The sequence below is a fragment of the Micromonospora sp. NPDC093244 genome (assembly GCF_040683695.1).
In the GTDB taxonomy this organism is placed as follows: Bacteria; Actinomycetota; Actinomycetes; order Mycobacteriales; family Micromonosporaceae; genus Micromonospora.
The window spans coordinates 50,877-73,491 of the sequence record NZ_JBFBEO010000001.1 but is presented as its reverse complement, the minus strand read 5'-3'; the positions used below and the strand labels follow the sequence as shown (position 1 = coordinate 73,491).

Annotated in this window: 24 protein-coding genes; 10 read left to right on the top strand and 14 right to left on the bottom strand. The window is 70.6% G+C overall.

Features of this window, described 5'->3' with window-relative positions; translation table 11 throughout:
- Positions 1-48 precede the first annotated feature (48 nt).
- On the top strand, positions 49-960 hold the full coding sequence (ppk2, locus tag AB0N27_RS00365) for a polyphosphate kinase 2 (protein WP_364362278.1): 912 nt from the start codon (positions 49-51) through the stop codon (positions 958-960).
- A gap of 4 nt (positions 961-964) precedes the next feature.
- On the opposite strand, the gene AB0N27_RS00360 is transcribed toward ppk2, so the two are convergent.
- The 3 genes from AB0N27_RS00360 to hrcA all read right to left on the bottom strand — a co-directional run bounded on the left by AB0N27_RS00360 (position 965) and on the right by hrcA (position 3,942).
- Entirely contained in the window at positions 965-1,699 is a 735-nt protein-coding gene (locus tag AB0N27_RS00360; RefSeq protein ID WP_364362277.1) for a 16S rRNA (uracil(1498)-N(3))-methyltransferase, read from the bottom strand.
- Between the two features lies 1 nt (position 1,700).
- Positions 1,701-2,846: a molecular chaperone DnaJ gene (dnaJ, locus tag AB0N27_RS00355; protein WP_192580165.1), complete on the bottom strand. Its 1,146-nt coding sequence runs from the start codon at positions 2,844-2,846 to the stop codon at positions 1,701-1,703.
- Between the two features lie 73 nt (positions 2,847-2,919).
- Positions 2,920-3,942 carry a heat-inducible transcriptional repressor HrcA gene (gene hrcA, locus AB0N27_RS00350; RefSeq protein ID WP_364362276.1) on the bottom strand — a complete coding sequence of 341 codons (1,023 nt, stop codon included), beginning with the start codon at positions 3,940-3,942 and terminating at the stop codon, positions 2,920-2,922.
- A gap of 228 nt (positions 3,943-4,170) precedes the next feature.
- Here hrcA and AB0N27_RS00345 point away from each other — a divergent pair, with 228 nt between their 5' ends.
- Positions 4,171-4,812 (top strand): DUF4870 domain-containing protein, encoded by a 642-nt coding sequence (locus AB0N27_RS00345; RefSeq protein ID WP_364362275.1) that lies wholly within the window; start codon positions 4,171-4,173, stop codon positions 4,810-4,812.
- Between the two features lie 66 nt (positions 4,813-4,878).
- Here the strand turns inward: AB0N27_RS00345 and hemW are convergent, their stop codons facing one another.
- Positions 4,879-6,102 carry a radical SAM family heme chaperone HemW gene (gene hemW, locus AB0N27_RS00340; RefSeq protein WP_364362274.1) on the bottom strand — a complete coding sequence of 408 codons (1,224 nt, stop codon included), beginning with the start codon at positions 6,100-6,102 and terminating at the stop codon, positions 4,879-4,881.
- 19 nt (positions 6,103-6,121) lie between these two features.
- On the opposite strand from hemW, the gene AB0N27_RS00335 reads away from it, so the two are divergent.
- From AB0N27_RS00335 to AB0N27_RS00325, 3 genes are all read left to right on the top strand, one after another.
- Positions 6,122-6,919, top strand: coding sequence for an enoyl-CoA hydratase-related protein (locus AB0N27_RS00335; protein ID WP_364362273.1), 798 nt, complete (start codon positions 6,122-6,124; stop codon positions 6,917-6,919).
- A 148-nt stretch (positions 6,920-7,067) separates the two neighbouring features.
- Positions 7,068-7,925 (top strand): hypothetical protein, encoded by an 858-nt coding sequence (locus AB0N27_RS00330; protein ID WP_139585401.1) that lies wholly within the window; start codon positions 7,068-7,070, stop codon positions 7,923-7,925.
- Between the two features lie 220 nt (positions 7,926-8,145).
- Positions 8,146-9,048 carry a phytanoyl-CoA dioxygenase family protein gene (locus AB0N27_RS00325; RefSeq protein ID WP_203149028.1) on the top strand — a complete coding sequence of 301 codons (903 nt, stop codon included), beginning with the start codon at positions 8,146-8,148 and terminating at the stop codon, positions 9,046-9,048.
- Between the two features lie 51 nt (positions 9,049-9,099).
- Here AB0N27_RS00325 and AB0N27_RS00320 read toward each other — a convergent pair whose 3' ends face one another.
- Positions 9,100-9,741: an MOSC domain-containing protein gene (locus tag AB0N27_RS00320; protein WP_364362272.1), complete on the bottom strand. Its 642-nt coding sequence runs from the start codon at positions 9,739-9,741 to the stop codon at positions 9,100-9,102.
- A gap of 72 nt (positions 9,742-9,813) precedes the next feature.
- Between AB0N27_RS00320 and AB0N27_RS00315 the strand changes: the two genes are divergently transcribed.
- The 3 genes from AB0N27_RS00315 to AB0N27_RS00305 are packed head-to-tail and all read left to right on the top strand — an operon-like array spanning position 9,814 to position 12,193.
- Entirely contained in the window at positions 9,814-10,611 is a 798-nt protein-coding gene (locus AB0N27_RS00315) for an ATP-binding cassette domain-containing protein (RefSeq protein ID WP_364362271.1), read from the top strand.
- Positions 10,608-11,369, top strand: coding sequence for an ABC transporter permease (locus AB0N27_RS00310; protein ID WP_364362270.1), 762 nt, complete (start codon positions 10,608-10,610; stop codon positions 11,367-11,369). The genes AB0N27_RS00315 and AB0N27_RS00310 overlap by 4 nt, the downstream gene beginning before the upstream one ends.
- Positions 11,370-11,413: 44 nt before the next feature.
- Positions 11,414-12,193 (top strand): MerR family transcriptional regulator, encoded by a 780-nt coding sequence (locus AB0N27_RS00305; protein WP_364362269.1) that lies wholly within the window; start codon positions 11,414-11,416, stop codon positions 12,191-12,193.
- A 23-nt stretch (positions 12,194-12,216) separates the two neighbouring features.
- Here the strand turns inward: AB0N27_RS00305 and AB0N27_RS00300 are convergent, their stop codons facing one another.
- From AB0N27_RS00300 to AB0N27_RS00270, 7 genes are all read right to left on the bottom strand, one after another.
- Complete coding sequence (locus AB0N27_RS00300) at positions 12,217-13,047, bottom strand: carbohydrate ABC transporter permease (protein WP_357993125.1); 831 nt, start codon at positions 13,045-13,047, stop codon at positions 12,217-12,219.
- Positions 13,044-14,030, bottom strand: coding sequence for a sugar ABC transporter permease (locus tag AB0N27_RS00295; RefSeq protein ID WP_364362268.1), 987 nt, complete (start codon positions 14,028-14,030; stop codon positions 13,044-13,046). The genes AB0N27_RS00300 and AB0N27_RS00295 overlap by 4 nt, the downstream gene beginning before the upstream one ends.
- A complete protein-coding gene (locus AB0N27_RS00290; RefSeq protein ID WP_364362267.1) occupies positions 14,027-15,313 on the bottom strand; it encodes a sugar ABC transporter substrate-binding protein in 1,287 nt (428 codons plus the stop codon). The genes AB0N27_RS00295 and AB0N27_RS00290 overlap by 4 nt, the downstream gene beginning before the upstream one ends.
- A gap of 223 nt (positions 15,314-15,536) precedes the next feature.
- Positions 15,537-15,821: a GlsB/YeaQ/YmgE family stress response membrane protein gene (locus AB0N27_RS00285; RefSeq protein WP_364362266.1), complete on the bottom strand. Its 285-nt coding sequence runs from the start codon at positions 15,819-15,821 to the stop codon at positions 15,537-15,539.
- A gap of 409 nt (positions 15,822-16,230) precedes the next feature.
- The gene (locus AB0N27_RS00280) at positions 16,231-16,515 is read right to left on the bottom strand and encodes a GlsB/YeaQ/YmgE family stress response membrane protein (RefSeq protein ID WP_354828472.1); all 285 of its coding nucleotides are present in this window, start codon (positions 16,513-16,515) and stop codon (positions 16,231-16,233) included.
- Positions 16,516-16,959: 444 nt separating this feature from the next.
- Positions 16,960-18,837 (bottom strand): translation elongation factor 4, encoded by a 1,878-nt coding sequence (gene lepA, locus AB0N27_RS00275; protein WP_364362265.1) that lies wholly within the window; start codon positions 18,835-18,837, stop codon positions 16,960-16,962.
- A 115-nt stretch (positions 18,838-18,952) separates the two neighbouring features.
- Positions 18,953-19,489, bottom strand: coding sequence for a DUF4240 domain-containing protein (locus AB0N27_RS00270; RefSeq protein WP_364362264.1), 537 nt, complete (start codon positions 19,487-19,489; stop codon positions 18,953-18,955).
- Positions 19,490-19,550: 61 nt separating this feature from the next.
- Here AB0N27_RS00270 and AB0N27_RS00265 point away from each other — a divergent pair, with 61 nt between their 5' ends.
- Positions 19,551-20,537: a phosphotransferase gene (locus AB0N27_RS00265; RefSeq protein ID WP_364362263.1), complete on the top strand. Its 987-nt coding sequence runs from the start codon at positions 19,551-19,553 to the stop codon at positions 20,535-20,537.
- Between the two features lie 182 nt (positions 20,538-20,719).
- A complete protein-coding gene (gene rpsT, locus AB0N27_RS00260) occupies positions 20,720-20,986 on the top strand; it encodes a 30S ribosomal protein S20 (RefSeq protein WP_357989588.1) in 267 nt (88 codons plus the stop codon).
- A 93-nt stretch (positions 20,987-21,079) separates the two neighbouring features.
- Here rpsT and AB0N27_RS00255 read toward each other — a convergent pair whose 3' ends face one another.
- Positions 21,080-21,502 (bottom strand): hypothetical protein, encoded by a 423-nt coding sequence (locus tag AB0N27_RS00255; protein ID WP_364362262.1) that lies wholly within the window; start codon positions 21,500-21,502, stop codon positions 21,080-21,082.
- Positions 21,499-22,479, bottom strand: a complete 981-nt coding sequence (gene holA / locus AB0N27_RS00250; protein ID WP_364365900.1) for a DNA polymerase III subunit delta — start codon at positions 22,477-22,479, stop codon at positions 21,499-21,501. Before holA ends, AB0N27_RS00255 begins: the two co-directional genes overlap by 4 nt.
- Between the last annotated feature and the right edge of the window lie 136 nt (positions 22,480-22,615).

Sequence of the window (22,615 nt, the reverse complement as noted above, 5' to 3'; positions counted from 1 at the left end):
CGGCGCTTTGAGGGTGTCGCCGCCCGCCGGCGGGTAAGTCTCCGTGGCATGGCCGACTCCACGCTGCTGGACCTCGCCGCCGACTACCGGGTGGTCGACGGGCACGACGACGATCCGGTCCTGCTCCGCCCCGACGGCACCCCCGTCGAGACGTGGCGTGAGGATTACCCGTACGACGAACGGTTGGACCGCGACGAGTACGACCACCACAAGCGGCTGCTCCAGATCGAGCTGCTCAAGCTCCAGGACTGGATCAAGGAGTCTGGCGAGCGGCTGGTGATCCTGTTCGAGGGCCGGGACGCGGCCGGCAAGGGCGGCACCATCAAACGGTTCATGGAGCACCTCAACCCGCGCGGCGCCTCAGTCGTGGCGCTGGCCAAGCCGGACGAGCGCGAGGCAGGCCAGTGGTACTTCCAGCGGTGGATGGCGCACCTGCCGGCGGCCGGCGAGATGGTGCTGTTCGATCGGTCCTGGTACAACAGGGCCGGCGTCGAGCGGGTGATGGGTTTCTGCACCCGCAAGGAGTACCTGGAGTTCCTGCGCCAGGCCCCGGAGCTGGAGCGGATGCTGGTGCGCTCGGGCATCAGGCTTGTCAAGTTCTGGTTCTCGGTGTCGCAGAACGAGCAGCGCACCAGGTTCGCGATCCGCCAGGTGGACCCGGTGCGGCAGTGGAAGCTGTCCCCCATGGACATCGCCTCGCTCGACCGGTGGGACGAGTACACCGAGGCCAAGGAGGCGATGTTTTTCTGGACCGACACGGCCGACGCCCCGTGGACGGTGGTGAAGAGCAACGACAAGAAGCGGGCACGCATCGAGGCGATGCGGCACGTGCTGCACCGCTTCGACTACACAGGCAGGGACCCCGAGGTGGTCGGCACACCGGACCCGCAGATCATCGGGCCGGCCGGCCTGGACCTGGGGCCGGAGGAAGAGGTGGTGCCGGTCTTCCCGAGGCCCTGAACGGTCACCAGCGGCCGAGGCGGGTGGCGAGCACGCTGAGCGCCGCCACCCCGGCCGTCGAGGTACGCAGCACCGCCGGCCCGAGGCGTACCGGCCGACCACCGGCCTCGCGGAAGGCGGTCAGCTCGGCCGGGGCGATGCCGCCCTCCGGGCCGACCACCAGGACGATCTCCCCGGCGGTGGGCAGCTCGGCGGTGGTCAGCCGCTCCTCGGCCTCCTCGTGCAGCACGAACGCGGCGGCGGCGCCGGCGATCCGGCGGGCCACGGTCGCGGTGGACTCGTCAGGCGCACCGGCCACCACCGGCAGCCACGGCCGGCGGGCCTGCTTCGCGGCCTCCCGGGCGGTGGCCACCCACTTCTCCCGGGCCCGTACGCCCCGGTCACCTCGCCACTGGGCGACCGAGCGGGACGCCGCCCAGGGCACGATCTCGTCCACCCCGACCTCGGTCATCGCCTGCACGGCCAACTCGCCCCGATCGCCCTTGGCGATGCCCTGCACGGTGACGATCCGGGGTACCGGCGCGTCCGCGTACCCCCGGGAGGTGACGGTGACCTCCAGGCTGCCCCGGCCGACGGCGGTGACCACGGCGGCGGCGGCGCCTCCCCGCCCGTCGGCGAGCAGCAGCTCCTCGCCGACGCGCAGCCGTTGCACTGTGGCGGCGTGGTGCCCCTCCGGGCCGTCCAGGGTCAGTGCGTCGCCGGTGGGCAGCGCCTCGACCAGGAACAGCGGCGCGGACACCTCAGGCGTGCCCGTTGAACGCGTCGCGCATCCGGGAGAAGAAGCCGCCCTGCTTGGACAGCTCGGCGACCTCCTCACCACGGGTCTTGGCGAAGTCGCGAAGCATCTTCTCCTGGTCCGGGTCGAGCTTGGTGGGCGTGCGGACGTCCAGGTGCACGTAGAGGTCGCCCCGGCCGGTGCCGCGCAGGTGCGGCACGCCCCGGGCGCGCAGTCGCAGCGTGCTGGCCGGCTGGGTGCCGGCCTTGACGTCGACGGTCTCCTCGCTGTCAAGCGTCTTGATGGTGAGTCGGGTGCCCAGCGCCGCCGCGGTCATCGGCACGGTGACCCGACAGTGCAGGTCGTCGCCCTTGCGGGAGTACACGTCGTGCGGGCGCTCGTGGATCTCCACGTACAGGTCGCCGGCGGTGCCGCCACCCGGGCCGACCTCGCCCTGCTGGGCCAGCCGGATCCGCATGCCGTCCTCGACGCCGGCCGGGATCTTGACGGTCAGCGAGCGGCGGGTCCGCACCCGGCCGTCGCCGGCGCAGGTGGGGCAGGGGTGCGGGATGGTGGTGCCGTAGCCCTGGCACACGGTGCACGGGCGGGCCGAGACGACCTGGCCGAGGAAGGTGCGCTGCACCGACTGCACCTCGCCCCGGCCGCCGCACGCCTCGCAGGTGGCCAGGTGGGTGCCGGCGGCCGTGCCGGCGCCGGAGCAGGTGGTGCAGAGCACCGCGGTGTCGACGGTGATCGGCGCCTCGACGCCGAACGCCGTCTCGTGCAGGTCGAGTTCGAGTCGCAGGATCGCGTCGGCGCCCGGCCGGGTACGCGGACGCGGGCCACGGGCGCCACCTGCCGCACCGCCGAAGAACGCGTCCATGATGTCCTGGAAACCGACGAACGGGCCGGCCCCACCGGGACCACCCGGACCGCCTGCGCCACCGCCACCCGGGGCGAGCGGGTCGCCACCCAGGTCGACGATCTGCCGCTTGCGGTCGTCCGAGAGGACCTCGTACGCGGCGTTGATGTCCTTGAACTTCTCCTGAGCCTCCGGGTCCGGATTGACGTCCGGGTGGAACTGGCGCGCCAGCTTGCGGTAGGCGCGCTTGATCTCGTCATCGGAGGCTTCCCGGCTCACACCGAGAATGCCGTAGTAGTCCCTGGCCACTGCGTTCCGTGTCCTCATGTTCGTCTCGCGTTACGCCGACCGGCGGCCGCAGCCGGCCGTCGGCCCTGACCTGTCAGTTCTGGGCCAGCAGCTCGCCCACGTAGCGTGCCACGGCGCGCACCATGGCGATATTGCCGGGGTAGTCCATCCGGGTGGGCCCCAGCACCCCCAGGCCGCCGACGATCGTGGAGCCCGGGCCGTACCCGGTGCTGACCACCGAGGCGGCCCGGAGGTTGTCGAACTCGTTCTCGTCGCCGATCAGCACCCGGGTCGTGCTCGGCTCGGTCTCGCCGATCAGCTTGAGGAGCACCACCTCCTCTTCCAGGGCCTCCAGGATGGGCCGCAGCGAACCCTGGAAGTCGAGCAGGCCGCCCCGGGTGAGGTTGGCGGTGCCGGCCAGCGCGATGCGTTCCTCGTGCCGCTCGACGAGCGTCTCCAGCAGGACTGTTGAGAGCGTGGTCATGGCGGGGCGCAGCTCGGTCGACGCCTCCTCGACAAGCGCCTGCACCAGCGGCGGGGTGTCCGACAGGCGGGCGCCGGCGAGCTTCTCGTTCACCAGTCGACGCAGGTCGGTGACGTCGTCGGCGGGCACCGGCCCGGGCAGCTCCACGAGCCGCTGCTCCACCCGACCGGTGTCGGCGATCATGACGAGCATCAGCCGGGTCGTGGAGATCGGCACCAGCTCCAGGTGCCGCACCGAGGATCGGGCGAGGCTCGGGTACTGCACGACCGCCACCTGCCGGGTCAGCTGGGCGAGCAGCCGTACGGTGCGGTGCACCACGTCGTCGAGGTCGACCGCGCCGACGAGGAAACGCTCGATGGCCCGACGCTCGGCCGGGCTGAGCGGCTTGACCCGGGACAGCCGGTCGACGAAGAGCCGGTAGCCGCGATCGGTGGGCACCCGCCCCGCGCTGGTGTGCGGCTGGCGGATGTAGCCCTCCTCCTCCAGCACGGCCATGTCGTTGCGGACCGTGGCCGGGGAGACCCCGAGCTGGTGCCGCTCGACGAGCGCCTTGCTGCCGACCGGCTCCTGGGTGGAGACGTAGTCCTCGACGATGGCGCGGAGCACGGCGAGCTTTCGGTCGTCGAGACCCATCCTCCGCACCTCCTGTCGCACGTCGGCCGCCGGCGCGACCTCAAGCCGGCGGACCGTCCTGGCACTCGACTGTAACGAGTGCCAGTCTACGTCGGCGCCCCCGCCAGCGCGATGATCAACGACAGCTCGTCGGTGCGGTGCGTACCACCCGGCTCGGTCCGATCGGCCCGGCCGGCCAAGCGGTGTCGCTCTGGTGCGGCGTTGCCAACGGCACCTACCGTGACACCCATGACTGAACCTCCTCGCCCTCCCGGAGCGGGAGACCCCGGCAACTATCCGCCGGAGCCGACCTCACCGAGCTCGCCCTCATCGGCCGAGCCACCCACCGCACCACTGTCCGGGGCGCCCGGCCCGGGCGGCTATCCCCCGGCCGGTGGCTATCCGCCGCCCACCGGTGACCAACCGCCGTCGGGCGGCTACCCTCCGCCGGGTGGCTACCCGCCCGGGGGCTATCCCCCGGCCGGAGGCAACCCCGCTGGCGGCTATCCGACCGGTGGTGCCTACGGCGGCCCCGGTGGCGGCTACGCCAACAACGAGGACAAGACCTGGGCGCTCGTCGCGCACTTCGGCGGGGCCGCCGGGATGATCGTCAGCGGTGGCGTGCTCGGCTGGATCGGCCCGCTGGTGGCGCTGCTGGCCCGGGGCAACCAGTCCCCCACGGTCCGTACGCACGCCGTGGCGGCGCTCAACTTCCAGCTCCTCTGGTCGATCATCGGCCTGGTCGGCTGGGTGCTGTCCTGCATCGTGATCGGGTTCATCCCGGTCGCGGCGGCCGTGATCCTCGGCGCCGTGTTCGGCATCATCGCCGGCATCAAGGCCAATGAGGGGCAGTTCTACCGCTACCCGCTCTCCGCCAGCTTCATCAAGTGACGCCGGGCCGGCCGCTCCCCCGGCCGGCCCGTCGCACGGCTCCGCCGGCCGGGGCTTCGCTCCGGCTCAGGGCAGCAGGTCGCGGACCACGGCGTCGGCGAGCAGCCGGCCCCGCAGGGTGAGCACCGCCCGACCTGCCGCGTACCTCCCGGCGTCGAGCAGACCGTCGGCCAACGCCCGTTCCGCGCCGGCCCGCCCGGTGGCGTCGAGCACCGCCAGCGGCAGGCCGCTGGCGAGCCGCAGCCGGAGCATGACGTCCTCCATGTGCGCCTCGCCGGGGGTGAGCACCTCCCGGGCCAGGCCGGGCGACGCGCCGGCGGCCAGCCGCTGGGCGTACGCCGAGGGGTGCTTCACGTTCCACCAGCGCACCCCGCCGACGTGGCTGTGCGCCCCCGGTCCCAGCCCCCACCAGTCCGCGCCGGTCCAGTAGAGCAGGTTGTGCCGGCACCGGGCGTCCTCGCCGCTTGCCCAGTTGGAGACCTCGTACCAGGACAGGCCTGCCGCGTCGAGGGCGGCCTCCGCGGCCAGGTAGCGGTCCGCGGCGACGTCGTCGCTGGGGTACGCCAGCTCGCCGCGCTTCATTCGGGCGGCGAGCCGGGTGCCGTCCTCGACGATCAGGGCGTACGCGCTGACGTGGTCCACCCCGGCGGCGACGACCTGCTCCAGCGAGGCGGCAAAGTCCTCGGCCCGCTCCCCCGGGGTGCCGTAGATCAGGTCCAGGTTCACGTGCTCGAACCCGGCGTCGCGTGCCTCCAGGGCGGCGGCGGTGGCCCGGCCGGCGCTGTGTCTGCGGTCCAGGATCGCCAGGACCCCCGGGGAGGCGGACTGCATGCCCAGCGAGATCCGGGTGTAGCCGGCGTTGCGCAGCAGCTTCAACGATTCCGGGGTGACCGACTCGGGGTTGGCCTCGGTGGTCACCTCGGCGTCGGCGGCCAGCCCCCAGGTGCTGTCGATGCCGTCGAGGATGCGGGCCAGGTCGTCGGCGGGGAGCAGGGTGGGCGTGCCGCCGCCGACGAAGACCGTGTCGACCCGGGGTGGTGGGGTGTCGCCGAGCACCCGGGCGGCGAGCGCCAGCTCGGCCAGGACGGTGTCGGCGTACCCCTCGCGGCTGGCGCCGCCGCCCAGCTCGGCAGCCGTGTACGTGTTGAAGTCGCAGTAGCCGCAGCGACTGGCACAGAACGGAACGTGGACGTACACCCCGAAACCGCGCTGACCGACCGCGGTGGTGGCGGTGGCGGGCAGCGATCCGTCGACGGGGACGGTCTCACCATCTGGAAGGACGCCGGGCATGGCAACTAGTGTGCCCGGCATGACCTCTCCCGACGTCCTCGTGCGGGTCGCCACGGCCCGCGGGGTGACCACCCTCACCCTGGACAGCCCGCACAACCGCAACGCGCTCTCCACGGCCCTGATGACCCAACTGCTGGCAGGGCTGGCCGACGCCGTCGCCGACGACGCGGTCCGGGCGATCGTGCTCGACCACGCCGGCCCGGTCTTCTGCTCGGGGGCCGACCTGAAGGAGACCGCCGCCGCGTACGCCAGCGGAACGGTCCCCGCCGCGATGCTGGCCGACGTGCTCGCCGCGCTGTGGGACTGCCCGAAGCCGGTGCTGGCGCGGGTGGGCGGTCCGGCGCGGGCCGGTGGGCTGGGTCTGATCGCCGCCGCCGATCTGGCGGTCTGCGCCGACGAGGCGACGTTCGCGTTCACCGAGGTGCGGATCGGGGTGATCCCGGCGGTGATCTCGGCGACCGTGCTGCCCCGGCTGCACCCGCGTGCCGCCGCCGAGCTGTACCTGACCGGGGACACCTTCGACGGGCGGCGGGCCGCCGAGGTCGGCCTGGTCACGGCCTCGGTGCCGGCGGACGGGCTGGACGAGGCGGTACGGCGCTACTGCGACTCGCTGGTCCGTGGCGCCCCCGCCGCGCTGGCCGGCGCGAAGGAGCTGCTGCGCCGGCCGGGCACCGCCGAACTGCGCGCCGACCTGGCCCGACTCTCCGCCCTCTCGACCAGCTTCTTCCTCTCCGACGAGGGGCGCGAGGGGATCATGGCCTTCCGGGAGAAGCGATTGGCGAGCTGGGTGCCCGGTTCGGCTGATCACGCCGGGTAGGACGGGCGCGCCGGGACGGCAGGTGAGATCGGCGCAGAACCGGGAATTTCCCGATCGGGTACGCGCCGGCGGAGCCGACCCCGAACCGGTCGGACGACCCGGACGGCGCCACCGGGACGTAGGCTTGTCGAACTGTGTCGACCAGGGGGTGTGGGTGCGAACTCGGGCAGCCGTGGCGGGTGGAGTGGTGCTCATCCTTGTCGCCGTGATCGGGATCTGGCTCGTCGTACGACAGGCCGGAGACCGTCTGCAACTGCCCCTGGCCCGCAAGTGCACCGTCCAGGCCGACGGCCGGGTGGCGCTGGACGCCGACCAGATGGCCAACGCGGCGACCATCGCGGCGATCGGAGCGCAGCGAGGCATGCCCGAGCGGGCCGTGGTGGTCGCCCTCGCCACCGCGTACCAGGAGTCGGGGCTGCGCAACCTCGCCGACGGCGACCGGGACTCGGTGGGCCTGTTCCAGCAGCGGCCGAGCCAGGGCTGGGGCACCCAGGCGCAGATCCGCGACCCCCGGTACGCGGCGAACCGCTTCTACGCGGCGCTGAAGAAGGTGCGCGGCTGGGAGAAGATGCGGGTCACCGACGCCGCCCAGCGGGTGCAGCGTTCGGCGTTCCCCGAGGCGTACCAGAAGTGGGCCGACGAGTCAGAGGTGCTCAGCCGGGCACTGCTGGGCGAGGCCACAAGCGCTGTCGCCTGCACGGTGGGGCGTACCCCGGTGATGCGGGGCGCGGCCGCTGCCGCGCAGTTGACCCACAACCTGAAGCTGGACTGGGGGTTGTCCGGCACCGACGCGGCCGACCTGACCGGGCTGACGGTGCCGGCTGCCGACCAGCGCGACGGCTGGCGGTACGCGCACTGGCTGGTTTCGCACGCCCAGGACCACGGTGTGAAGCGGGTCCGCTTCGGCGGCCGGGAGTGGACGGCCCGCAACGGCACGTGGGGGCCTGTGGACGGCGAGCAGGGGCCGGCCGGGCAGGTGCTCGCGGAGGTCTTCGCCGAGGGGTGAGCGCCCGGATCTCCTAACCGGCAGTCACCGCACAATCGGGCATCGCGCTACGTAACGCCCAATTGATCATAGGGATGTCACTCTTCGCAGCAGTACCGCTGCACAAGGTCCGACCCGGGTCCGCCCGCGTCGTACGCCCTCCCCGATGTCTGGACAGTCGCGTTACGATCGGCGGCCTGTGCCAGAAATGGTTTCACCTCATGGGGAGGGGTACGACGCGGTGTTCGATTACGGCGACCGGACCGGCTACGAACCGATCAGCGACACTGACCGCAAGGAGTTCCACGAGCAGGGCTTCCTCCTGCTGCGCAACGTCCTGACGGAGGACCACCGGGCGGCGCTGGAGGCGGCTGTCGACCGCGTCTACGCGGAGGAGCAGGCCAAGGGCACCACCAAGAAGGACGGCACCCTGCACCTGCTGGGGTTCCTGGAGCGCGACGAGCTCTTCGGTGAGCTGCTGACCCACCCGATCGCCTTCCCGTACATGTGGGGGCTGGCCGGCTGGAACATCTACACCCACCACAACCACCTGGACGTCACCCCGCCGGCCGCCGAGCCGGAGAAGCCCTACTGGGGCTGGCACCAGGACGGGTACCGGCAGAACTCCGACCCGGAGACGATGGACCCGAACCTGCCCCGGCCGATGTTCTCGCTGAAGGTCGCGTACGTGCTGTCCGACCTCTCCGAGACCGGCCGCGGCGCCACCAAGGTCATCCCGGGCAGCCACCTGTGGAACTCGCTGGACCGGCCCAAGGACCTCAGCGTGCACAACCCCGACCCGGAGGGCACGGTGGAGATCACCGCGAACCCGGGCGACGCCTTCATCTTCGACCGCCGGCAGTGGCACTCCCGGTCGACGAACCTGTCGACGATCACCCGCAAGATGCTGTTCGTCGGCTACACCTACCGGTGGATCCGCCCGCTGGACGAGCTGCACCCCGACGTGAACGGTGAGTGGTACCGCAACCGCACGCCCGTGCAGCGCCAGCTGATCGGTGAGGGCACCCACACCGCCAACTACTGGGGCATCAACTGGGACGGGTACGTCGACGACGAGATCCCGCTGCGCAAGGAGCTCAAGGAGCGCGGTCTGCTCGACCGCAGCATCCCCTGGCTGCGCTGATCAGTCACCCGTGTGGAAGGCCCCCTGTGCGCAGGGGGCCTTCCTCGCGTCTCAGCGTCGACCGGCGAGACGGCGGCGGACCTTGTCCCGGATCGGCTCCGGCAGGTCGTCCGCGTCGAGCAGGCGGGGCAGCAACTCCGGCTCCAGGCTTGTCGCCCGGAACACCTCCCCGATGGTCACCCCGTGCGCGGGCCGCTCCATGACCTCGACCGGATCGCCGGCACCCACCTCGCCCTCGCGCAGCACCCGCAGGTACGCCCCCGGGGAGGCCCGCACAGTGAACCGCCGGATCAGGTCGGGCACACCCCAGAAGCCCGCGAACGTCGTGCAGGGAGTACGCGGCATCGTCACCTGGAGCACCGCCGTGCCCACCGCCCACTGTTCGCCGATGACCGCGCCTGTCACGTCCACCGCGTAGGTGGTCAGGTTTTCCCCGAAGCCGCCCGAGCGGATCGACCGGCCGATCTCGGCCGACCACCACGCGGCGTCCTCCTCGGCGTACGCGTAGACGGCCTTGTCCGGCCCGCCGTGCACGGACCGCTCACCGATGAAATCGCCGGCGAGGCCCTCGGCGAGCACCGCCACCGGGCCGTCGACCGGCCGCTTGTCGATGCCGCTGCGACCGCTCGCGTCGCCGGCCCAGTCCGCCTCGGTCACGATCCCGAGATTCACCGCCGCCACCCTGCCCGTCATGACCGTCAGCCTAGGTGAATCCGCGCTGCGGGCTTGACCTTGACGCTGCGTCAACCCTCCATGCTGTCTGCCATGAGCACTCCGCCAACAACCGATCAGATCGAGCAGCCCGTGATCCACGTGCGAGGCCTGGAGAAGTCGTTCACGCATGTGAAGGTGCTGCGCGGCGTGGACATCGACGTGGCGCGCGGCACCATCTTCGCCCTGCTCGGCTCCAACGGGGCGGGCAAGACCACTGTGGTGAGGATCCTGTCCACGCTGCTCAGGGCCGACGCGGGGACCGCGCGGGTCAACGGCTTCGACGTCGTGGCACAGGCCGCCCGCGTACGCGAGTCCATCAGTCTCACCGGGCAGTTCGCGGCGGTCGACGAGGTCCTCAGCGGGCGGGAGAACCTCGTCCTGGTCGCCCGGCTCAGGCACCTCAGATCCCCGGGTGCGATCGCGGACGACCTCCTGGGGCGCTTCTCGCTGACCGAGGCGGGCACCCGGAGGGTGGCGACGTACTCCGGTGGCATGCGACGCCGTCTGGACATCGCGATGAGTCTCATCGGGAATCCGCCGGTGATCTTCCTCGACGAGCCGACGACCGGCCTGGACCCGGAGGCACGCATCGAGGTGTGGCAGGCCGTCAAGGAGCTGGCCAAGGGCGGCACGACGGTGCTGCTCACCACCCAGTACCTCGACGAGGCGGAGCACCTCGCCGACCGGATCGCGATCCTCCACGAGGGCCGGATCATCGTGGACGGCACCCTCGGCGAGCTCAAGCAGCTCCTCCCACCCGCAGAGATCGAGTACGTCGAGAAGCAGCCGAGCCTCGAGGACGTCTTCCTCACCCTCGTCGGCGCCCGAACGAACAAGGAACAAGGATGAACAAGCACTTCCTCGGCGACACCGCCATCCTGCTGGGACGGTCCCTGCGACACATCGCCCGCAGCCCGGACACCATCATCACGACCGCCATCATGCCCATCGCCTTCATGCTGCTGTTCGTCTACGTCTTCGGCGGCGCGATCGAGACCGGGTCCGACTCCTACGTGAACTACCTGCTGCCCGGCATTCTGATCATCACGATCGCCTCGGGCATCTCCTACACCGCCTTCCGGCTCTTCCTGGACATGCAGGGCGGCATCTTCGAGCGGTTCCAGTCCATGCCGATCGCCCGGTCCTCGGTGCTGTGGGCGCACGTCCTGACCTCGCTCGTCGCCAACCTGACCTCGCTCGTCGTCGTCGTCCTCGTCGCGCTCCTCATGGGCTTCCGTTCCGGAGCGGGCGTGACGGGGTGGCTGGCGGTGGCCGGCATCCTGCTCCTGTTCACCCTGGCGCTGACCTGGATCGCCGTGATCCCCGGCCTCACCGCGAAGTCCGTGGACGGCGCGAGCGCGTTCTCCTACCCGCTCATCTTCCTGCCGTTCGTCAGCTCGGCCTTCGTGCCCACCCAGTCCATGCCCGGCCCGGTGCGGGCCTTCGCCGAGCACCAGCCGGTGACCTCCATCGTCAACGCGATACGGGACCTGTTCGCCAGGCAGCCGATCGGCACCGACATCTGGATCGCCCTCGCCTGGTGCGTCGGCATCCTCGTGCTCGCCTATCTGTTCGCCATCACCACCTACCGTCGCAGGATCTCCTGAGCGGTGTCGACCGGAGCTGGGCGGATCACGGGCAGGATCAGAGCATGCTGACGATCGGTCAACTGGCGGCGTACGCCGGCGTCACCGTGCGGGCGGTGCGGCACTATCACCAGATCGGGCTCCTGCCCGAGCCGGAACGGGATGCCTCGGGTTACCGACGGTACGGCGCGACGGCAGCCGTGTCCCTCATCAAGATCCGCACCCTCGCCGATGCCGGCGTACCGCTGTCGCAGATCAGTCGGCTGCTCGAAGCCGACGCGTCAGCCTTCGCCGAAGCCATTCGGACCATCGACAACCACCTGCGCGCCGAGATCGAACGGCTGGAGACCAGCCGCCGACACATCGCTCAGCTCACCGCCGGGGACAGTCTGGCGCTCCCACCGGAGGTGGCCGCCTATCTCGATCGGCTCCGGAGCATCGGGGCGTCGGAGCGGATCGTGGAGGCTGAACGGGACGGGTGGATCCTGGTTACGGCGCGCTGGCCCGATCGCATCGTCGAATGGATGCCCGGGAAGGTCGCCGAACTCGACGATCCGAAGGTCGCCCGGCTCTACCGGGTGCTGTCGGAGATCTTCGACGACGACGTGGAGGACGATCCGCGGCTGGCGGAGGCCGCCGACATCATGGCGTGCCTGGCAGAGCAGGCGTACGCCGCAGGTGAGGTCATTGTCGGTGAGGAGGCCGACGATGATCTCCCCCACGACCTGCTCGACGCGCTCGCCGTCGAGTCCGACCCGCGGGTGGAGCGGCTGCGGGAGCTGATGCGCGAGCGCGGCTGGTCCGGTTGGAACCGGATGGAGCGGCTGGCGGAGCCGCCCGCCTGACCGACGGGCTTTTCCGCGCACCGTCAGCCCTTGACGGCGCCCGCGACCAGACCGGAGACCATCCGTCGCTGCACCAGCAGGAAGAAGATGATGACCGGCAGGGTGAACAGGGTGGAGGCGGCCATCACCGGCCCCCAGTTGGTGTCGTCGCGGCCGAAGAAGAACGTCATGGCCACCGGCAGCGTGTAGCGGCCCTGGTCGTTGATGAACGTCAACGCGAAGATCAGTTCGTTCCAGGCCGTGATGAAGGAGAAGATGCTTGTCGCCACCAGGCCCGGCGCGACGAGGGGGAACAGCACCCGCCGGAACGTCTGGGCCCGGCTCGCTCCGTCGATCGCCGCCGCCTCCTCCAGTTCCTTGGGCACCGCCGCCACGAAACCGCGAAGCATCCACACCGCGAACGGCAGCGAGAATCCGAGGTACGTGAGGATCAGGCTGGGCAGCGTGTTGTAGAGCCCGAGCCGCTGGATCATCAGGAACAGCGGGATGACGAGCGCCTCCAACGGGATCATCTGCACCACCAGCAGCATGATCAGGAAGCTGGTCCGCAGCTTGAAGCGGAACCGGGCCACAGCTGTCGCGGCGAGCAGCGCCACCAGGCCGCTGAGCACCACAGTCGAGACCGCGACGATCGCACTGTTGACGAAGAAGTCGAGGAAACTCACGCCCGGGATCAGGTTGCCGGTCAGGATCTCCCGGTAGTGCTCGAGCGTCGGGTGCGCCGGGACCGGCTGCGGAGTGGACGAGAAGATCTCCCTGCTCGGCTTCAGCGAGGTGGAGATCATCCAGTAGACCGGGAACGCCGCGAAGAGCGCGACAAGCAGCCCGGCGCCGTTGAGGGCGATCTTCTTCACGACTCGTCCTCCTGCCTGAGCACCATCCGTACGTAGAAGCCGGTGACCACAAGCAGGATCAGCGTGAGGATCACCGCGATGGCCGCGCCGAGCCCGTACTTCGGCGGCGGCGAGAAGGCCTCGGCGTACGAGTAGATGGAGAGCATGAACGTCGGCCGGTCCTGTGTGCCGCCGGCCAGCACGAACTGCTGGGTGAAGACCTTGAAGTCCCAGATGGTGGAGAGCACGATCAGGATCCCGAAGACCGGGCGCAGCAGCGGGAAGGTGATCTTCCAGAAGACCCGCCACGGGCTCGCGCCGTCCACCCGGGCCGCCTCGTGCAACTCGCTCGGCACGCTCTTGAGGCCGGCGAGCACGCTCACCGCGATGAACGGGAACGAGTGCCAGACCACCACCAGGGTGAGGATCGCGAAGAACAGCAGCGGCGAGTTGAACCAGCCGTAGCCGGTCCAGTCGCTACGGCCGAAGAGAGAGGTGGACAGGCCGTCCGGCAGCGCGTTGAACAGCCAGGTGACCAGGCCGCTCGTGTCGTCGAAAATCCACTTCCAGACGATCGTGCCGGTCAGCGCCGGGGTGGCCCAGGCGAGCATCACGCAACTGGCCACGAAGGTGGCCATCTTGCGGCCCAGCCGGTTGAGCAGCAGCCCGACAAGGGTGCCGAGGACCATGGTGAGCAGCACGTTCGCAGCGGCGAACAGGACCGTGTTGCGCAGCACCGTCAGGAAGAACGGATCGGACAGGATGTCCGTGTAGTTGCCGAGCCCCACCCACGGCCACTCCCGGTCGCCGCGCAGTTGCCGGACGCTGTTGAGGCGGTAGAAGGACATCGCCACGACCTGACCGAGCGGCCAGAGCAGCAACACCCCGATGATCACCAGAGCGGGCAGGAGCAGCAGGTAGGGCAGGCGGTCCACCCGGCGACGCCGCCGCGCGGGGTTCTCCCGCGCGGCGGCCGTCTCCGGCACCTCGGTCAGCGTGGTCACTTGGCGTTGAGGATGCTTTCCATCTCACCGGCCGCATCGGCGGTAGCCTTCTCGACCGTCTTCTGACCCTTCATGACCGAGCTGTTCATCGCCTGGGTCACCGTCTTGGTCCGGCTGACCTCCACCCACTTCGGGCTGAGCGGCGTGAGCTTGGTGTTCTGCATGGTCGTGGCGAACGCCGACATCACCTTGTCGTTGGCGTACGTGTCACCGGCGACCAGATCCTGGTAGACCGGGAAGAAGCCGAGGCTGCTGGCGAAGGCCTGCGAGTTCTTCTTGTTCAGCAGCACGGTCAGGTAGTCCCAGGCGAGGTCCTGACGCTCGCTGTCCTTCCAGATCGCCACGTCCGAACCACCCGCGAAACCGGGCGCGGCCTTGCCGTCCGGGCCGGGGATCGGGAACGTACCCCAGACCTTCTCGATCTCGGGGTTGTCCTTCTTCATGGCGCCCTGCTGCCAGCTGCCCGCGAACGCCATCGCGGCCTTGCCTGTGGCGAACTGGGTACGCGCGTCGATCTCGTTCCAGCCGGCGGCGGCCGGCGGCGCCACCTTGTGCACGGTCACCAGGTCGGTCCAGTACTTGACGGCCCGCTGCGCCTCAGGCGTCGTGTAACCGGACTTCCAGGTGCCGCCCTGATCGGTGGCGATCTCACCGCCGGCGCCCCAGAGGAAGGAGTAGAACGGCAGCTCGGAGTTGCCCGGCAGCGCGATGCCGTACGTGCCAGGCTTCTTCGCCTGCACCGTCTTGGCGACGGTGACCAGGTCGTCCCAGGTCTTCGGCGGCTGCACGCCGGCCTCGGCGAACCAGTCGGTGCGGTAGTAGATCGCCCGCACGCCCGCGTACCAGGGCACGCCGTACTGCTTGCCGTCGAGCTGCGCGTTCTTCACGAGGTCGGGCAGCAGATCCTTGCTCTCGGCCCAGCCGCCCATCCGGCCGCTCACATCGGCGAGCGCCTCCTGGGCCGCCCAGCCCTGGGTCTCGGTGTTGCCCAGCTCGGTGATGTCCGGCCCCTCGCCACCGGCGAGCGCGGCCTGGAACTTCTTGGGCGCCTCGAGCCAGGGAATGTACTGCACGACCACGTCGGTGTCGGGGTGCTTCTGGCGGAACTCCGTCTCGACGGAGTCGAGGAACTTGTTCTGGGCGTCGCCGCCCTCGCCCATCATCCAGACCGTGAGTTTGCTGTCGTCGGACGCCTCGTCACCGGAGCCTCCGCAGCCGGTCAGCACCATCGCGGCCGAGGCCACCATGGCGGTGACCGGGGCCAGCCGCTTCCACCTGTTCACGCCAGTTCTCCCCTCGCGCCGCCTGGAACTAACCTTCTCCGCCGCACCTTAGTACGAAGAATTCCTTTACGACAGTGGGAGGTGTCGCGACCGTACCGCAGCCGCCGGATCCGGGACGGCGTGGCACCGAGCCGAAGTCGGGCACTCCAGCACGAAAGAGCGCCCGGCCGATGGCCGGGCGCTCTTTCCAAGCGGTGCTGTGCAACCAGGTGATACCTGGTTGTTATCGGGTGACGCTGCGGCGGCGACCCACGCCGGCCACCAGCGCGACCGCGATGGCCGCCACGACGACCTGCACCAGCAGCTCCGTCCAGTCGATGCCGCTGGTCTCGGTGGCGATGCCGATCGCCCGCGCCAGCACCGTGCCCAGCAGGGCCGCGCCCACGCCGATCAGCAGGTGCAGCCAGATCGGCATGTTCTGCCGACCCGGGACGACCAGGCGGCCGAGCGCGCCGACGATGAGACCAACAACGAGCGCAGTGATGATGCCCCACACGGTGAGCTCCACGGTCGCCCTCCTTCAAAGAATGTCTGACACACGAAGTTGTGTGTTTCCTGTCGTGACCGCTAAGTGCCCGACCGGCCGAAAACCCAAACCGACTTTCTCCATCAGACGATCACGACTTGGTCTACCTGGGCAGGTTCCGCGCCCGCCGTGCGGACGCCTGGGCGCGCCCGCCTGGTCCCCGCCCAAGATCGCGCTCGAACACGGAAGTACTGGCCTCGTCCATCCACCGAGGCCACTACTTCCGGATCCAGCACGATCGTCAGCCGGGTCGCTCCCTCGTCGGCCGCCCTCCCGTACGGCTCTCTCCGCGTGGCTCCAGGAGGTTGGCGCCGGCAGGAACGCCGATGGGCGCCCGACCTGTCGGTCGGGCGCCCATCGAGGTGTCGCGGTGTTACCTGTGATGCGGGTGTCAGTGGGTGACGCTGCGGCGGCGACCCACGCCAGCCACCAGCGCGACCGCGATGGCCGCCACGACGACCTGCACCAGCAGCTCGCCCCAGTCGATGCCGCTGGTCTCGGTGGCGATGCCGATCGCCCGGGCCAGGACGGTGCCCAGCAGGGCCGCGCCCACGCCGATCAGCATGTGCAGCCACATGGGCATGTTCTGCCGACCCGGGACGACCAGACGGCCGAGCGCCCCGACGATGAGACCAACAACGAGCGCAGTGATGATGCCCCACACGGTGAGCTCCACGGTCGCCCTCCTTCGAAGAATGTCTGCCACACGGTGTTGTGTGTGTTTCCTGTCGTGACCGCTAAGTGCCCGACGGGTCAAAAATCCAAACCGACTCATGGCAAAAGACAGCGCCCGCCGTCAATGCCCGAGGACTGCGTCGATTGGCGACACACGCATCCGCACAGGTGGGAGGCCTTCTCGCCGGGACCGCCACCCCCTCGGCGGCTGCCGAAAAATTTCTCCACACCACCGGACGTCAGCACCCACCGGACGTCCACACCACGCCGGCGACCACGACGAGGGAGCGCGGGTACCCGCCGGGGACGGTCCGCCACGCCGGCAGGCCACACGACAGGATCCGCGCGACGACGGGGAAGCCGGTGCCTCGACCCGGCCGCGGGCACCAGCACCCCCGAAGGTGCGCGGACCCTGCTGGCCCGGTGCGGCCCACCAGCGCCGGGACTACTTCTTTCCGGCGGCCTTGCCGTCGCCGGAGTCGGAGGAGAGGGCGGCGATGAAGGCCTCCTGCGGCACCTCGACCCGGCCGACCATCTTCATCCGCTTCTTGCCCTCCTTCTGCTTCTCCAGCAGCTTGCGCTTACGGCTGATGTCACCGCCGTAGCACTTGGCGAGCACGTCCTTGCGGATCGCCCGGATCGTCTCGCGGGCGATGACCCGGCTGCCGATGGCCGCCTGGATCGGCACCTCGAACTGCTGGCGCGGGATCAGGGTGCGCAGCTTCGCGGCGATGGTGACGCCGTAGTTGTACGCCTTGTCCTTGTGCACGATGGCGCTGAACGCGTCCACCGGCTCGCCGTGCAGCAGGATGTCGACCTTCACCAGGTCGGACGCCTGCTCGCCGGAGGGCTCGTAGTCGAGCGAGGCGTAGCCCTTGGTACGGCTCTTCAACTGGTCGAAGAAGTCGTAGATGATCTCCGCGAGGGGCAGCGTGTAGCGCAGCTCCACCCGGTCGGCGGAGAGGTAGTCCATGCCGAGCAGGGTGCCGCGCCGGCCCTGGCACAGCTCCATCACGGCGCCCACGTAGTCGTTGGGCGTCAGGACTGTCGCACGGACCACCGGCTCGTACACCTCGGCGATCTTGCCGGTGGGGTACTCGCTGGGGTTGGTGACGACGATCTCGGCGCCGTCGTCCTGGATGGCCCGGTAGACCACGTTGGGCGCGGTGGAGATGAGGTCGAGGTTGTACTCGCGCTCCAGGCGCTCCCGGATGATCTCCAGGTGGAGCAGGCCGAGGAAGCCGCAGCGGAAGCCGAACCCGAGCGCGCCGGACGTCTCCGGCTCGTAGTCCAGGGCGGCGTCGTTGAGCTTGAGCTTGTCCAGTGCCTCACGCAGGTTGGGGTAGTCGGACCCGTCGATCGGATAGAGGCCGGAGTAGACCATCGGCTTCGGGTCCTTGTAGCCACCCAGTGCCTCGGCGGCCGGCCGGCTGTTGATGGTGACCGTGTCACCGACCCGGGACTGGCGGACGTCCTTCACGCCGGTGATCAGGTAGCCGACCTCGCCGACGCCGAGCGCGTCGGCCTTGACCATCTCGGGTGAGATGACACCGATCTCCAGCAGCTCGTGCACCGCGCCCGTGGACATCATCTTGATCCGCTCGCGGGCGCTGATCCGCCCGTCGATGACGCGGACGTACGTGACGACGCCGCGGTACACGTCGTACACCGAGTCGAAGATCATCGCCCGGGCGGGCGCCTCGGCGTCGCCGACCGGCGGGATGAACTGCCTGACGATCTCGTCGAGCAGGTGCGGCACCCCCTCGCCGGTCTTGCCGGAGACCCGGATGCAGTCCGCCGGGTCGCCGCCGATGAGGTGAGCCAGCTCCTCGGCGTACTTCTCCGGCTGGGCGGCCGGCAGGTCGATCTTGTTGAGCACCGGGATGATGCGCAGGTCGTTCTCGAGGGCCAGGTAGAGGTTGGCCAGGGTCTGCGCCTCGATGCCCTGCGCGGCGTCGACGAGCAGCACGGCGCCCTCGCAGGCGGCCAGCGACCGGGACACCTCGTAGGTGAAGTCCACGTGCCCCGGGGTGTCGATCATGTTGAGGACGGCGTGCTCACCGGCCCGCTCACCCTCGGCGATCGTCCACGGCATGCGGACGGCCTGGCTCTTGATGGTGATGCCGCGCTCGCGCTCGATGTCCATCCGGTCCAGGTACTGGGCACGCATCTGCCGCGGGTCGACCACGCCGGTGAGCTGCAACATCCGGTCGGCCAGGGTCGACTTCCCGTGGTCGATGTGGGCGATGATGCCGAAGTTCCGGATGCGACCGGGGTCGGTGGCACCAGGGGCGTTCGCGCCGGGATCGAGCTTCGGTGGCACAGCGGTCCGTTCTGGTCGGCTGACGTGAACAGGCCGGCGCGCCGCCGACCCCCTCCATGTTCCCACGCCGCCGGGGTACGCCCGCTGCGCGGGCGACGGATCGGCCGGGGAACCCTCACTCCGGCGGCGGCTCCACGAAGAGCGCGGCCAGCCGGGGCAGTCGTCGGCGGGCCTGCTCCTCGTCGTCGAAGTCCCAGAAGTCGTTGAGGTCGGGGGTCCGCACCAGGTCGCGGTCCGCCGGCAGCTCCGTCGCGGTGGCCTTGCGGTACGCGTCCCAGGGCACCGCCAGCATCTGCTCGGCGGAGAACTCCTCCCCGCTGAGCGAGGCGGCCCGCACCTGGGGCAGCTCGGCGAGCGAGTCCGGGTCGGCTACCGCGCGGGCGAAGACGGCCCGCCCCTGGGTCATCAGCCAGCCCCGGAAGTACTCGAACCCGTCCGCCGAGGCGCCTCCGTTGATCAGGTACGCGGCGCCCCACAGATCCGCCTTGTGCGACGCGGCCAGCACCCGCGTCTGGTGCCGGGCGTACCCGACGATGTCCTCCGGGTCGCGCTCGGCGAGCAGCGCGACGGCCCGCGCGGCCACCGGGCCGGGCTCTCCCCCGCCCCCGGCCCGGGCCTGGTCGATCAGCTGCCAGAAGTCCTCGGTCCTCATGGCTTGGCAGTCTGGCAGTGTCGCCGCGCGCCGCGCACGTACCCCGGGGCAGCATGGTGGGGTGTCTCCCACCCCGCTGCCTCCGGTGCCGTACCACGCCAGCGCGCAGCGACCGTCGTGGCAGGCGTTGCCGGCGGCGCTTCGGGCCGCCATCGCGGACCGGCTCGGCGCGCCGGTGATCACCGCGCGGGTCGCGGGCGCGGGCTTCACCCGCGGCTTCGCCGCCGTGCTCGACACCGCCGACGGTGGCCGGGCCTTCGTCAAGGCGGCACCCGTCGCCAAGCAACCGCGCCTGGTCGACTCGTACGCCCGGGAGGCCGCGATCCTGGATCGGCTGCCGGCCGACCTGCCGGCGCCCCGCCCCCGGTGGACCCTCCACGAGGCCGGCTGGTTCGTGCTCTGCACCGACGCCGTCGACGGTCACACCCCACGGCTGCCCTGGGCGCCCGCCGAGCTGGACGCCGCGCTCACCGCCTACACGCAGGTAGCCGCCGCCCTGGCCGAGCCGCCGGGCGACCTGACCGCGCTGGGCCTGCCGCACCTGGCCGACCTGGCGCGGTCGGACATCCTCTGGTGGGAGGAGGTAGCCGCCGGCCGGGAGCCGTCGCCGCCGCTGCCCGAGCCGGTACGGGGACGATTGCCCGAGCTGGTGGCACTGGAGGCCCGCCTCCCCGGGTACGCCGCCGAGGCGACCGGGCTGATCCACGGCGACCTGCGGGTCGACAACGTGCTTGTCGACGCGGACGGCCGGGCCTGGTTCTGTGACTGGACCTGGGTTTGCCACGGGCCGCCCTGGTGGGATGTGGCAGGGCTGCTGCTCACCGCGTACGCCGGCGGGCTGGACACGGACGCGCTCCTCGCCGGGCACCAGGCGTGCGCGGGCGCACCCGCCGACGCGGTGGACGCCACGCTTGCCGCGTTGGCCGGCTACTACCTCACCGGCGCGGCGGCGGCACCGCCGACGGCCTCCCCGCACCTGCCCGCGCACCAGCGCTGGAGCGGCGAGCAGGCCCTCGACTGGCTGGCCCGCCGGCAGGGATGGCGGTGACGGCGTGCGCACCGGCCGGGGCGTAGGCTGGTCCCGACGGGCCGGGTCCGTCCGCGCGATGGCCGAGCCGTTTTGGCTCGTCCCGGGCGACCTGGTAACCTGGCTCTTCGCGCAGCGATGACGCATGTTCGTCATCTCGCGCAGAAGCTGACCAACCCGAGCTATCAAGACGAGGCTGTCGCGTGGCGAACATCAAGTCCCAGATCAAGCGCAACCGGCAGAACGAGAAGGCCCGGCTGCGCAACAAGTCGGTCAAGTCGTCGCTGAAGACCGCCGTCCGGAAGTTCAACGAGGCTGCCGAGGCCGGTGACGTCGAGAAGGCCACCGCGCTCATGCAGGACGCCTCTCGCAAGCTGGACAAGGCCGTCAGCAAGGGCGTGATCCACGCCAACCAGGCCGCGAACCGCAAGTCCGCGATCGCGAAGCGCGTGGTGGCGCTCTCCGCCTGACGACTTCGCCGTCAGACTGATTCGGAAAGCCCCGGACCCTCGGTCCGGGGCTTCCGTGTGTCTGTGGCCGGGCTCTGCCGGGGGGCCGAGTGCTCAGTCGGCCGGGTCGGGACGGCGGGCCGGTGGCACCGGGTCGGCGGTGACGACCACGCCCGTCACACTGTGCGAGATCCACTCCACCTGGGCTCGCCCGACCGCAGGCTCCATCTGCCTGCGGAAACGGTCACGCTCCTGCTCGGGCACGAGCGCGGCGGACCGGACCACCACCGCGGCCACCATGTCGTTGAGTTTGACCATGACCGCCACCACGGCGGGCAGCACCAGCACCGACCACCAGGTGACCAGCTCGGCGAGGGCGAGCAGCACCGCCAGGGCGATGGTGCCCTCGAAGAAGAGGAAGCACAGCACTCCCCCGGGGTTGACGAACCGCAGGCCGAGGAGCCGCGCGTACAGCGGCCGGTACCGTTCCTCCTCGGCGGGGATGGTGGCCCACGCCGTGCGGTTCGGCCCCGTCACCGGGTGCTGCCCTGCCGGGCCGCCGCTACCGAGAAGACGGCACGCTCCAGGGCGTACGCCCGGTCGTCGGAGCCGCCCTTGACCGCCGCGTTGCACTCGGCGGCGACCTGCATGGCCCGGACGAGACCCTCCGGCGTCCAGCCGCGCCCCTGCCGCTGCGCGCGCTCGATCTTCCAGGCGGGCATCCCGAGACTGCTGGCGAGCTGGTACGCGTTGCCCCGCCCGGCCGACGCCACCCGCGCCACCGTCCGCACCCCGTCGGCAAGGGCGTCGGCGATGGGCACCGGGTCCACGCCGACGTGCAGGGCCCAGCGCAGCGCCTCCAACGCGGCCGGCACGTCGCCGACCATTGTGGCGTCCGCCACCGTGAAGCCGGTCACCTCGACCCGACCCCGGTAGTAGCGGGAGACCGTCTCGGCGCTGATCCGCCCATCGGTGTCCGCAACCAGTTGGGAGCAGGCGGCGGCCAGCTCGCGCAGGTCGTTGCCGACGGCCGCGATGAGCGCCTCGGCGGCGTCGTCGGTGCACCTGCCGCCGGCCCGGCGGATCTCGTCACGGACGAAGGCCACCCGGTCGCGGTGCCCCTTGAGCTTGGCCGCCGGGACGACAGTCGCGCCGGCCGCGCGCAGCCCGTCGGCGAACGCCTTGCCCTTGGCGCCGCCCAGGTGCAGCACCAGCAGTTGGACGTCCGGGTCGGGGTTCTTCGCGTACGACACCAGGGCGGTGACCAGGTCCTTGCGGGCGTCCTGGCCGGAGCGCAGGATCAGCAGCCGCCGCCCGCCGAACAGCGACGGGCTGAGCATCTCGGCGATCTCGCCGACGGTGAGCGCGCTGGCCTGGTACTCGCGGACGTCCACGTCGGGGTCGACAGCGCGAACCTTCGCGACAGCTTCGGTGACCGCGCGCGTGGCGAGCAGTTCCTCGTCGCCGAGGACGAGCAGAATGGGGGCGAGGTCGGCGGGGGTCACGCCGCCCATATTCGCACGGCCCACGGCGGGATCGTGCCTGCTCATCCGGCGCCCAGTCGGCGCAGCCCGCACACAGTGCAAATCCAGACATTCACCGTAATTCACCATCTAATTGGCAATACGGCTGCCTTTTCCGGCTCACCCG